This is a genomic window from Sphingobacterium anhuiense, assembly GCF_042686355.1.
Lineage (GTDB): Bacteria > Bacteroidota > Bacteroidia > Sphingobacteriales > Sphingobacteriaceae > Sphingobacterium > Sphingobacterium anhuiense.
On record NZ_JBHUPE010000004.1, the window covers coordinates 1 to 12,379 of the forward strand.

The window sequence follows — 12,379 nt, forward strand, 5'->3', positions numbered from 1 at the left end:
ATATCGAGCTCATTATTACAAATCTAATTAACTAAATTTGTCCAATATTTTGGGGGCAGTCCAATTTGAGCAACCCTTTTTTATCGTCTATACTCACTGATTAGTGTGTACGGCCTGGGTAAACTTCCAGTCCTTTTTCTAAGCAGATCAATGCTTTTTTTAGATCGTTCTGATTAAGAACGTATGCTAGTCGAACTTCGTTGATTCCGGCACCTGGAGTGCTGTAGAAGCCTGTTGCAGGAGCCATCATAACCGTTTCATTTTCGTATGCAAACTCTTCTAGCATCCATTGACAGAATTTATCTGCGTTATCGATCGGTAGTTTTGCTACAACGTAAAATGCGCCACCTGGATTAGGTGAAAATGCACCTTCAATTTTATTTAAGCCGTTGACTAAAGTATCACGACGAGCAGTGTACTCTTCAGAAACTGCCTCAAAATAACTATCTGGTGTATCTACAGCTGCTTCACCTGCAATTTGTCCTTCCAAAGAAGGGCTTAAACGCGCTTGTGCAAACTTTAGAGCGACTTGGTACAGTTCTTTATTCTTTGTGATTAAGCAACCTATTCTAGCACCACATGCTGAGTAACGTTTTGAAACGGTATCAAAAACAACAACATGTTGTTCCAATCCCTCCAAATGCATAGGTGAGATGAATTCACGCCCATCATAACAGAATTCGCGGTAGGCTTCATCAGAGAATAAGTATAAATCATATTTTAAACAAAGCTCACGCAATGCTTCTAGTTCTTCTCTAGAATACAAATAACCTGTAGGGTTGTTCGGATTACAGATCGCAATCGCTTTTGTTTTTTCAGTGATTACTTTTTCAAACTCCGCAATAGAAGGTAAAGCGAATCCATTGTCGATATAAGACATGATCGGTTTTACCACAATGTCTGATGAGCATGCGAAGCCATTGTAATTGGCATAGAAAGGCTCAGGAATGATTACTTCTTCACCCGGGTTAAGACAAGCCTGCATCGCAATCATAATCGCTTCAGAGCCACCGTTTGTTACTAAAATATCAGTAGGTTCGATATTGTAGTTTAATTTATTGTAGTATGTCGTCAGTTTATTGCGGTAAGATGCTGTTCCTTCAGATGCCGTATAGGCCCAAACTTTGAAATCAATGTTTTTTAATGCATTGAGCATTACTTCTGGCGTTTCAATGTCCGGCTGTCCGATATTTAAGTGATAGATTTTTTTCCCTTCTTTTTTTGCTTGATCAGCGAAAGGTGTTAGTTTTCTAATTGGGGATGCGGGCATGTTATACCCTTTTTCTGATATTGATGGCATTATTTTATATAAATTAGCGAAGCAAATCTAATGAATTAAAACTAAAAAAGCCACTTTACTTGAAGTGGCTTTTCTTTAATTATGTACGTAAAGTAATTATTCTACAATTCCTTTGATGTATAAAGTTTTTACAGGTGTTTTTGTGTTCGATGTTACTGTAAAGCTTTTTGTAAAAGGTGCTTTTGAAGCAGCGTTGAAAGTAACTTTAATTGTTCCTGTGTCACCGGGTTTGATTGGTGTTTTTGTAAATTCGGCTACTGAACATCCACATGAAGGCTTAACATCAGAAATAATGATAGGCTCACTTCCTGAATTTGAAAATTTGAAACTGTATGATACTGGAGTTCCTTGTGCAATCTTTCCAAAATCATGTGTTTCTTTTTCAAATTTAAATTCGCTCTGACTTGTTTGCATTGCAGTAAATCCTACAAATGCAATAATAACAGTTAATACGGCTAAAAACTTTTTCATATCTTCTTCTTCTTCTTAATTTGTTAACTATGCTCTTTGATAATGTCAAACAACGTACCAAAATAGAAATTTTAATACGTAATTGCCTTAGAAAAGAACGCGATAACAATAATATTACATTATGTATGACTAGATTATTCCTTCTTTTAATAAATCTTGAATATGTATGATGCCATCATACTTATTTCCTTGTAAAACAATTAATTGAGACACGTTATTCTGACGCATCATATGCAGCGCATTTACTGCAAGCTCTGATTTGTCGATCGTTTTAGGATGTGTCCCCATAATATCGCTCGCAGTTAATCCTGTAAGATCTTCATGATTTTCAAGCATACGACGAATATCCCCATCGGTAATGATGCCTACAATCTTTTCATCTTGCAATACTGCAACAGCACCTAATCTGTTTTGTGTGATGGTCAGTATGATTTCTCTGATAGTGGCATTACTTGGGATTTTTGGTTTTTCATTTTGATCGGAGAGATCCGCTACTTTTAGGTATAATTTTTTACCTAGCGCACCTCCTGGATGGTATTTTGCAAAATCCTGATCTGAAAAATCGCGACATTCCTGCAGACATACAGCCAATGCATCGCCCATTGCTAGCTGAGCAGTGGTACTTGAGGTAGGAGCAAGATTGTTAGGGCATGCTTCTTTTTCAACAGTAGTATCCAGTACGTAATCCGCTTGTTCAGCCAGATAAGAATTGATATTTCCTACCAGAGCAACCAATGTATTTCCGGTCTGCTTCAAGAAAGGCACCAGGACTTTGATTTCAGGGGTTGTACCACTTTTTGAAATTGCGATGATTAAATCTTGGTTTTGAATGATACCTAAATCACCATGAATGGCATCGGCTGCGTGCATGAAAATGGAGGGTGTTCCAGTCGAATTCATTGTCGCAACAATCTTTTGTGCGATAATAGCACTTTTTCCTATTCCAGTGACAATAACACGGCCTTCTAAGTTAATTATATGTTTAACCACGTTAACAAAGTCGTCGTCAATCCGTTGTGATAAATCAGCTACCGCTTTAGCTTCTTCTTGTATAGCTTGGATAGCTATATTTTTTATATCGATGTTGCTTTTCACAAAAAAAATATCTACTTTTATATTAAAGAATGAATACAAAAATAGGTTATTTTACAGATTTTTTGGTCATTTATCTATCTTATTTTTGCCCGAGGCTCGATGGAAATAGAAAAATCACTTTTCGACAATTTACAAGATTTTTTTGGTTTTGATACTTTTAAGGGGGATCAAGAAGCAATCATAACAAATGTACTACAGAGAAAGGACACATTTGTCATAATGCCTACTGGGGGTGGTAAATCCATCTGTTACCAGTTGCCGGCATTGATGAGTGAGGGGACAGCGATTGTCATTTCACCGTTAATTGCCTTGATGAAAAACCAAGTTGATCAGCTTCGCGCATTTGGCGGAGAGGATAGTATTGCTCACTTTTTAAATTCTTCATTGAACAAAGGTGATATCATGCGTGTCAAACAGGATGTTACAGCAGGGAAAACAAAATTACTTTATGTAGCACCAGAATCGCTTTCGAAATTGGAGAATGTCGAGTTTCTGAAGCAGATTACGGTATCTTTTGTTGCTGTCGATGAAGCCCATTGTATCTCCGAATGGGGACATGACTTCCGTCCGGAATACCGCAAGATTCGTCAGGTTATCAATGGTATAGGTGAAAAAATACCCATTATTGCATTGACAGCTACAGCTACACCTAAGGTGCAGTCAGATATTCGTAAGAATCTTCAAATGAATGATGCTATGCTCTTTAAATCTTCATTTAACAGAGGTAACTTATTCTACGAAGTAAGGCCTAAGAAAAATGTCGTTAAAGAAATTGTTCGTTTTATAAAAGGACAGTCTGGTAAAACAGGTATCATCTATTGCTTGAGCCGTAAGAAGGTTGAAGAAATTAGTGAAGTTCTTAATATCAATGGAATCAAAGCACTTCCTTATCATGCTGGATTGGATGCGAAAACACGCGCCGATACACAGGATAAGTTTTTGATGGAAGATGTCGAAGTTATCGTAGCAACGATAGCATTCGGTATGGGTATTGATAAGCCCGATGTACGTTTTGTAATTCACCATGACATTCCAAAATCTATGGAAGGTTATTACCAAGAAACTGGTCGTGCTGGACGTGATGGTGGAGAAGGTCTATGTTTAGCTTTTTATTCGGAGAAAGACGTTGAGAAATTAACGAAATTCATGAAGGATAAGCCCGTTGCAGAAAGGGAAATCGGAACACAAATTTTAAAAGAAGTTATTGATTATTCAGAATCTGCAGTCTGTCGTCGTAAACAAATTCTACATTATTTTGGTGAGAATTTTGACGAAACCGGATGTAGTAATATGTGTGATAACTGTCGTGCTCAAAAAACTTATTTTGAAGCAGAACAATCGTTATTTGAAGTTCTTTCTTTTATTAAAGAACAGGGTGAAAACTTTGACGATCTACACGTGATCAATGTCATGGTGGGTCAGAATAATCAACCTGTTTCTGCTTATAAACATGATGAGCATCCTTTGTTCGGAAAAGGTAAAGATAAAGGAGTAGTGTATTGGGAATCATTGGTTCGTCAAGCGGTGCTCAATAACTTTTTAGCAAAAGATATTGATCATTATGGCTTATTAAAGATGACGGACATTGGTCGTCATTACCTGGAAAATCCGTATGCACTGAAATTTGTGATGAACCGTCCTTTGGATTTTTCAGATGATTCATCATCTGAAGATGCTGGACATTCGACAGGTGCTTTAGATACGGAGCTATTGAAAATGCTGAAAGATCTTCGTAAAAAGATTGCGAAATCAAAGTCACTTCCTCCGTTTGTTATTTTTCAAGATCCATCATTGGATGAAATGTGTACGCATTATCCCGTCTCATTGGACGAACTGAAACAGATACAGGGGGTCGGTAACGGCAAAGCGGTTAAATTTGGCGCTCAGTTTGTAGAATTGATCAAGGCGTATGTCGAAGAAAATGATATTGATCGTCCGGTAGATTTAGTTATAAAAGGTACAGCAAATAAATCAGCGCTTAAGGTCGCGATTATTCAAAATATAGACCGTAAAATTGGTTTAGATGATATCGCAGCCGCAAAAGGAATTAGCTATGAAGAATTGTTGAAAGAAGTAGAAACAATTGTAAATGCTGGTACCAAACTTAATATCGGATATTTCGTTGATGAGATGATCGATCAAGATCGTCAAGATGAAGTCTACGATTATTTTAAGCAAGCAGATTCAGATTCTATTGATGAAGCTTTAAAAGATTTAGGTGGAGATGATTATTCGTATGAAGATATTCAACTGATGCGAATAAAGTTCATGTCTGAATTAGGGAATTAGAAACGCATATATTAAATGATAAATACAGTACTACCTCAAATTAAAAATGGAGATTCGACGAATTTCTTTTTAATGGCAGGACCATGTGCGATAGAGGGAGAAGAAATCGCTTTAAGAATCGCAGAGAAAATCGTAACCATTACAGACCGCTTAAATATTCCTTATATATTTAAAGGATCTTACCGTAAAGCAAATCGTTCACGCGTTGATTCTTTTACAGGAATAGGTGATGAGAAAGCTTTGCGTATTTTAGAGAAGGTTGGTAAAACATTTGGTGTACCCACTGTAACAGATATTCATGAAAGTCATGAAGCAGCTTTAGCTGCAGCATATGTTGATGTCCTACAGATTCCAGCTTTTTTATGCCGCCAAACAGAATTGCTTGTTGCAGCAGCGCAGACTGGAAAGGTAGTAAACATTAAAAAAGGACAATTTTTAAATGCAGCATCGATGAAGTTTGCTGTTGATAAAGTTATTGACTCGGGCAATAAGAATGTGTTATTAACAGATCGCGGTAATACATTTGGTTACCAGGATTTAATTGTTGATTTCAGAGGAATTCCAGAGATGAGAGGTTTTGGTGTACCAACTATTATGGACTGTACACACTCTTTGCAACAGCCAAATCAAACTTCTGGCGTAACGGGTGGTAAACCTGAATTGATAGAAACGATCGCAAAAGCTGCAATAGCAGTTGGAGCTGATGGTTTATTTATTGAGACTCATCCAAATCCAGCACAAGCAAAATCTGATGGCGCTAATATGCTACATTTAGATTACTTAGAAGACTTAATGGAAAAGTTAGTTCGTGTAAGACAAGCTATTCTTTAATTAGAGCTTTTATCATAAAGAAAAGTCATCGTTCTAAACGATGACTTTTTTTTATGCACTTATTTCTTGGCGCCTCGATGAATTCTTTATGGCAACTAAAGTTATTCGAATGATACAAAAGAATTATTTCTATTTATCCTGATAATTGGTAGATTTGGTTTTCAATCTAAATTATGAAATTAAACTTATTTTTATCTTTTGCCAGTCTATTTGTTGCTTTTAGTTCATTTGCTCAACAATCGATCAACTGGAATGATCCGCTTAAAAATAAGGTGATTCAAGGACGTATTCATACGGAAGAATTACCGAATTATTACCGTTTGCCCGAGAGCCTGAAAAGTCAGGTGCGATCTCCTGTATGGAGCTTAGGTACCAATAGTGCCGGTTTGTATGTTGACTTTCAGACCGATGCGGAAGCCATTAAAGTACGCTATAAAGTAAGCGGATCTTTAAATATGCCACATATGCCTACGATTGGTGTTAGTGGTGTCGATTTATATGCGCAAGATGATAGGGGTAATTGGAACTGGGCATTTGGTAACTATAATTTTGCTGATACGGTAACTTATAATTACAAAGTATTAGGCAAAAATTCAAATTTTACGTATCGCTTATACCTCCCTTTATACAATACAGTGGAATGGTTGGAAATAGGAATAGGGTCTGATAAGAGTTTTAAATTTGTTGTTCAAGAAGGTAAGCCAGTTGTTGTTTACGGAACTTCAATCGCACAAGGTGCATGTGCTACTAGACCTGGATTAGCCTGGAGTAATATGCTAGGTAGAGTAATTAAAAACCCAGTCATCAATGTTGCCTTTTCGGGTAATGGTCGTTTAGAACAACCTATTATCGATCATATCAATCAAGTGGATGCTGCTGTTTTTATATTGGACTGTATTCCAAATCTAGCATTAACGAAAGATAGAACTGCACAGCAACTGGATTCTTTACTGTCTAATGCAGTTGCCGAAATTCGAAAAAAACATCCGAAGACACCCATTATTGTTACCGAGCATAGCTCAGGATTTAATAACGCCATCTTCAATTTAGATATTAACGAAGAATATAAAAAGAGCAGTGCCGTCGCTAACCAATTTGTAAATCGTATTAAGCAATCTGGAGATAAAAATCTCTATCTATTAACAAATAAGGAAATTGGTTTAGATATTAATTCAACCGTAGATTCTGCTCATCCAAATGATATCGGAATGAAGAAAATAGCCGATGCTTATCAAAAATTGATCAATAAGGTTGTTAAAAAGTAAACGTAGTTTTATTGCCACCAAATGGGCCATTATCATGATTCATTAAGCGTCCAATTGCTAGCATTAGATGCTTAATTACAGTTTGTGTTATAGCTGTAATTAAGCATTTTTTATGTGCTTCAAGTTAGAAGCCTATTCATAGAAGGGACTTGGAGCATAAGTTCGTCCTCCTTGCGATAATCAAAACCCTTAAATTGTTAAAGGGTGATTTTTACTGATCGATGTAGCAACCCAAACACCTGTACTAAAACAAGCTTGTAGCAGATATCCGCCTGTTGGTGCTTCCCAGTCTAGCATTTCGCCGGCACAGTATACTAAAGGAAATTTATGTAATGAAAGGTCTTTCTTCAGTTCATTAAAGGGTATACCTCCAGCTGTAGAGATCACCTCATCTAAGGGTCTTAATCCTGATACTTGGATAGGGTAGTTTTTAATGTGCTGTCCTAGTGCTATTGGATCTGTGAATGTTTGTTTATCCAATTTCTTTAATAGCGAAACTGCAGTGGATGAAAGTTTAAGTTTGTTTTTTAATAGTGAGCTTATATTTCCGCCAGATTGCATCTGCTTTAAAATTGCATCTAATGACACATTGGGCTTGAGATCAGTATGAAGTGTAATCGGGAATTCGTATGGTCTGCTGTAGCGGTTCATATAATAGAGCGGACTCCCTTCTATTCCATAGGTTGTAAATACAATTTCTCCTAATTTACTCGTGCCGTTAAATACAACCTGAATGTTTTTTAACACCTGTCCCTCTAGATCGCTCAGGTCATTGGTCGTATTATATCCCGAATTAGCCGCTTGTAAAGGGGTAATGTTTATCTTTTTATTTGTCAGAATCGGAATCCATGAAGCATCTGATCCTGTTTTTTTCCATGAACCACCACCCAGTGCCAAGATGAGCTGACGATAACTTTTGCGCACAACTTCTTTGTTGTGCAGCAATGTGACAGAATCTAGATCAAAATCCACGAAACTGTACTCATAGTTAATGATGACTCCCAGTTGGTTAAGATGATCTAGCCATGCTTGTAAAACTTGTATGGGTTTTATATGTTTTTCGGGAAATATTTTTCCAGAACTGCCAACATATGTCGGGATACCGATTGATGATAGCCATTCCACAGTAGCATTATTATCAAAATAGCGAACGATATTTTGGATTTCCGTGGCATCATATTGAGTAATGAAGTTTTCTATTTGCTCACTATGCGTTAGGTTAAATCCGCCATGACCAGCGACTAAGAATTTTCTGGCCGCAGCTTTATTTTTTTCATAGATGTGTACCTGATAACCTCTTGTTGCCAGTTGTTGCGCAGCCATCAGTCCAGCTGGACCAGCACCAATGATGATAATAGGATTTTCGTTCATGATCTGCAAAAATAGGCATTTACGACTAGGAATAAACAAAATTGAACCCGAAATATAAATACGGCCCTATATAGTTTGGATGTTTACCGCAAATCTATGATCATCTATTATGATAGTAGGATTTTCTATTTTGAAATTTAGCTGTTGTTTAGTGCGACATTACCATAGCTAATAAGAAAGCTTTCGTGTCAATTTTTCTCAAGAGAATAGGGGGGAATTATGAATTGGAATAAGAATTTGATTTTTGTATATTTAGTTAAAAAATATATCTTCATATGGCTAAATCAATTAAACTAACTCAAAGGGTTAAAAAAGGTGATGAAGTAGTAGAAAGACCCATCTTTTTTATAGCCGAAAACATTGTTCATTTTGTTCAAAATGAATATCAGGGAAGAACCTTGACTACTATATTTTGTATTGTTTCGTCAACGCACGGAACGACGTCTTTTGATGTTATTGAAACGGCAGAAGAGGTTGATAGATTGATCAATTTGTAATAACTGAAAAACCCGACCTATTGTCGGGTTTTTATTATTCTGGATGTCCGCTGGATAGAAACTTATTTTTCTTTATTAAAGATGTATTGTCCCCCACCTTGTTTAAGGATCATTACGTTCTCTCCAGGTTTGAATTCGAGTACAATTCCAGCCTTATCAAATTTGAATATATTTTCCGCAGTACATTCAAGTTGCATGGATGCTTGTCCGTCAGCTTGCGCAGTTAAATTTTTGCCATCGTTGGTAATTGTTATTTTTATGGGTATTTGAGCGGATGCATAAACTCCGTTATACTTTGCCAGTTCCTCAGCATTTATTTGATATGTTGAAAATTCGGGAATTTCAAAAGGTTTACCGAATATGGTATTCAAAACAGTCACAGCTACTTCATTATTGTTATAATTGGAACCATTTGAAGTCAGTGCAAAAGATATGTGATCGCTCGGAAAGTAAGAAAATACTGCGGTGTACTTATCTATTCCGCCACGATGACCAAATCCTTGCTTGTCGTAAAAAGGTTGTTTAAAAAGTCCCAGACCATGTCCATCTTGGATGTTTTCCATTAATGCCAGACTTTCGTCTTTTAATATCTTTCCTGAAAAAATTGCGTCGCTAAATTTTATCAAATCAAGCGGATTAGAAACAATTCCTCCAGCTCCTAAAGGAATTGATGTGTCGGTTTCTTTGGCAGCTATCCAGTTATTTTCAAAGGTATATGATTTTGCCTCATTATTTGAAGTATTAATTGAACCTCCAAAATAGGTGTTTTTAAGCGAGAATGGATCAGTAATACATTTTTTCAAAAGTGTTGCATAGGACGTTTTGTAAGTTTTCTCAAGAATATAAGTTAATAGTACATAGTTTGAATTGCTATATTCCGATTTTGTATCAGGTTGAAAGTCCGAACCTCCTTTTTCAATAAATGCCATCATTTCCATTTCGCTTTTGGGAGTATAGCACCAGTTGGTGTAATTTTCATCATCCGTAAAGTCATGGACACCACTTCTATGGCTAAGCAAATGACCAATTGTTATGGCAGATGCATTTGTTAAGGAAGGAAAGAATTTATCAATATGTTGAGCAAGGTCCAGTTTTTTTTCCTCAACTGCTTTCATGATCAGTACTGCAGTAAACGTTTTAGAGATTGAACCGATTCTATATTTGGTATTAGCATTCGATCTGGTATTATTTTCATAATTGGAATAACCTATGGATCTACTGTAGATAATTTTTTCATTTTTCGACACTGCAACAGTTCCCATAAATTTATTAGCTTTCTCCAGGGAGCTGAAATACAAATCGAGTTTGTTCGTGTCAAATTGTTGCGCATTTGTCAATATCGAAACAAAAAAACAGGATAACAAGAAGAGATATTTTTTCATCATAACGGTTTGTGGTTTATATTTTTTTTCAATTTTAACAGTAAGGTTAATAGTATATATAATGTGATCGAGGCTACAACCATTAAAGGGATAAACCAATTTCCTAAGCGCTCATATTGAAGATAACTGACACCATCTGAATTATTATATTGCCCGAGTATAAAGATGTCCTTTGCACGATAAAAGAGTCCCACGTGATCCGGGTCGATCAGTTTAGCAATGATTAAAAAAAGAAATCCAAATAAGCATAGATATAGTATTGCAAATATTATATAGGAAATTCCGTTGCTAATATTTAATGTTAAAGCCTTCACTATTTCGAGAGGATTGAAAGTACGTGTTGCTTCCTCCAGTTTCTTATTTGCTATAAGAGGTTTTAGAAATTCTTCCGGTTGTCCGAGTTTTTCCAAGATATCTAGTAAATGTTCCACTTCGTCCCGACCATTGGGATTATCTGAAAAGCCTTCGAAAAGATGACTGTTTATCTCCAGTAAAATTTCCTGTTGATTTTGTTCATTCAATATCTTAACAGTATTTCGGACACGTTTAAGGTAATCTCGGTATATCCGTGTACAATTCCTGTTTTCAAATTCTATTTCTTTAAACTTCATATTAGATTGAATTGATGGTGTCGTTTAATGTGATCCAGTATTTTTTCATCTCTTCGGCTGTTTCCTGACCTAAACTTGTGATGTTGTAATATTTTCTGGGAATTCCTGAATTTTGTTCTACCCATTTATAGTCAACAAGTTTTTCATCTTTAAGTCTGTTCATCAACGGATATAATGTGCCCTCCGCGATTTCAATGGCCGTCCTTTTTTTTATTTCGTTAATTAGATCATAGCCATAATATTCACGCTTATCCATTAAGATCCTTAAAACAACAAAAGATAAGGTTCCCTTTTTGAGCTGTGAAGTCCATTTATTTACAAAGTCATTATCCATGGAGCTAAGCTAAAGAAAATACATAGTATAACAAAGTACTTGGTTTAAAATTGTTTATTTTTTTTGAAGTGATATTTGATGTAGGATTTAGAGGTAAACTATTTTTGAGGTAACCAGTATACGATATTTGCAGCGATATGGAGGGATTCAATAGTTGATTTTAGTCGTGAGCACTAAAAATAGCACTAGCGTTACGATAGGAGATTATTAGTGATCCTATCATAACGCATTGAATTGATCTAATGTGGATTTGAAATTGTTAACTGGATTATAAATTTCGTTTGTTGCTTTCTATAGCAATGAATTCTGGTAAATAATTTGGTGTGCAGCCTTTTGATACCATATCCCCTTTATAGAGGCCTGTTTTTTCTCCTATTGCAATACAACGATCTCGGTATTGTTTTTCATAAACACCAATCCATCCTGCTAGGAAATTCATTGCCCATTGTACTTCAGGCTCTTCTCTGGCAATTTTGGCTTCTATTTCATTTAATAACTCTATCGAATTAGGAGGTGGTATTTGTCCTGTCCATCTTAAACGGGCTTGGTAGTACCAGAATATCCGTCTTTGTAGCGGTGATACACTATTTTGCCAGGATTCAATAAATGCAATCGTTTTTTTGTCTTTAGTCAGTTGGTTTGCCATAAGCCAATCCATAAGCTGATTCCGTTCTTCGGGTGGATGCGTAAGCATATCCTGATCTAGCTTATTGACGGTGTCTTGTGAAATGCGCTTATTATCCATAATCAGAATGGCCAATAGTCTTGCTAGAAAACTATGTGTAGACCATAACTCCAATGCTACTTCGTGATCTTTTTTGATCTCCTTCGCAATTTTTCTTAAGTCTCCGAGCTTAGTTGTTGTGCTGATCTGACTTAAAATATGCGCTGTTTTTGAGGAAAGTTTCATAACAATTCTTTTTAGTATTGGAT

The 12,379-nt window shown here is 36.2% G+C and carries 12 protein-coding genes; 4 read left to right on the forward strand and 8 right to left on the reverse strand.

Annotated elements, in window-relative coordinates; all coding sequences use genetic code 11:
• Positions 1-100: 100 nt before the first annotated feature.
• From ACFS6I_RS05650 to ACFS6I_RS05660, 3 genes are all read right to left on the reverse strand, one after another.
• The gene (locus ACFS6I_RS05650) at positions 101-1,300 is read right to left on the reverse strand and encodes a pyridoxal phosphate-dependent aminotransferase (RefSeq protein ID WP_183912084.1); all 1,200 of its coding nucleotides are present in this window, start codon (positions 1,298-1,300) and stop codon (positions 101-103) included.
• 96 nt (positions 1,301-1,396) lie between these two features.
• Positions 1,397-1,771 (reverse strand): DUF1573 domain-containing protein, encoded by a 375-nt coding sequence (locus ACFS6I_RS05655; protein WP_380918726.1) that lies wholly within the window; start codon positions 1,769-1,771, stop codon positions 1,397-1,399.
• A gap of 129 nt (positions 1,772-1,900) precedes the next feature.
• Positions 1,901-2,866, reverse strand: coding sequence for a KpsF/GutQ family sugar-phosphate isomerase (locus ACFS6I_RS05660; protein WP_021191798.1), 966 nt, complete (start codon positions 2,864-2,866; stop codon positions 1,901-1,903).
• Positions 2,867-2,965: 99 nt separating this feature from the next.
• On the opposite strand from ACFS6I_RS05660, the gene recQ reads away from it, so the two are divergent.
• The 3 genes from recQ to ACFS6I_RS05675 all read left to right on the forward strand — a co-directional run bounded on the left by recQ (position 2,966) and on the right by ACFS6I_RS05675 (position 7,251).
• Positions 2,966-5,155 carry a DNA helicase RecQ gene (gene recQ / locus ACFS6I_RS05665; RefSeq protein ID WP_132773128.1) on the forward strand — a complete coding sequence of 730 codons (2,190 nt, stop codon included), beginning with the start codon at positions 2,966-2,968 and terminating at the stop codon, positions 5,153-5,155.
• 15 nt (positions 5,156-5,170) lie between these two features.
• Positions 5,171-5,986, forward strand: coding sequence for a 3-deoxy-8-phosphooctulonate synthase (gene kdsA, locus ACFS6I_RS05670; protein WP_132773126.1), 816 nt, complete (start codon positions 5,171-5,173; stop codon positions 5,984-5,986).
• 173 nt (positions 5,987-6,159) lie between these two features.
• Positions 6,160-7,251, forward strand: coding sequence for an SGNH/GDSL hydrolase family protein (locus ACFS6I_RS05675; protein WP_380918729.1), 1,092 nt, complete (start codon positions 6,160-6,162; stop codon positions 7,249-7,251).
• Between the two features lie 189 nt (positions 7,252-7,440).
• Here ACFS6I_RS05675 and ACFS6I_RS05680 read toward each other — a convergent pair whose 3' ends face one another.
• Positions 7,441-8,622 carry a BaiN/RdsA family NAD(P)/FAD-dependent oxidoreductase gene (locus ACFS6I_RS05680; protein WP_380918731.1) on the reverse strand — a complete coding sequence of 394 codons (1,182 nt, stop codon included), beginning with the start codon at positions 8,620-8,622 and terminating at the stop codon, positions 7,441-7,443.
• 275 nt (positions 8,623-8,897) lie between these two features.
• Between ACFS6I_RS05680 and ACFS6I_RS05685 the strand changes: the two genes are divergently transcribed.
• Positions 8,898-9,119, forward strand: coding sequence for a hypothetical protein (locus ACFS6I_RS05685; RefSeq protein WP_132773120.1), 222 nt, complete (start codon positions 8,898-8,900; stop codon positions 9,117-9,119).
• Between the two features lie 62 nt (positions 9,120-9,181).
• Here ACFS6I_RS05685 and ACFS6I_RS05690 read toward each other — a convergent pair whose 3' ends face one another.
• From ACFS6I_RS05690 to ACFS6I_RS05705, 4 genes are all read right to left on the reverse strand, one after another.
• Complete coding sequence (locus ACFS6I_RS05690) at positions 9,182-10,504, reverse strand: serine hydrolase domain-containing protein (RefSeq protein ID WP_380918733.1); 1,323 nt, start codon at positions 10,502-10,504, stop codon at positions 9,182-9,184.
• The gene (locus ACFS6I_RS05695; protein ID WP_380918735.1) at positions 10,501-11,112 is read right to left on the reverse strand and encodes an HAAS signaling domain-containing protein; all 612 of its coding nucleotides are present in this window, start codon (positions 11,110-11,112) and stop codon (positions 10,501-10,503) included. Before ACFS6I_RS05695 ends, ACFS6I_RS05690 begins: the two co-directional genes overlap by 4 nt.
• A gap of 1 nt (position 11,113) precedes the next feature.
• Positions 11,114-11,446, reverse strand: coding sequence for a PadR family transcriptional regulator (locus ACFS6I_RS05700; protein ID WP_021187958.1), 333 nt, complete (start codon positions 11,444-11,446; stop codon positions 11,114-11,116).
• 268 nt (positions 11,447-11,714) lie between these two features.
• Positions 11,715-12,356 carry a DNA alkylation repair protein gene (locus ACFS6I_RS05705; protein ID WP_380918737.1) on the reverse strand — a complete coding sequence of 214 codons (642 nt, stop codon included), beginning with the start codon at positions 12,354-12,356 and terminating at the stop codon, positions 11,715-11,717.
• Positions 12,357-12,379: the final 23 nt, after the last annotated feature.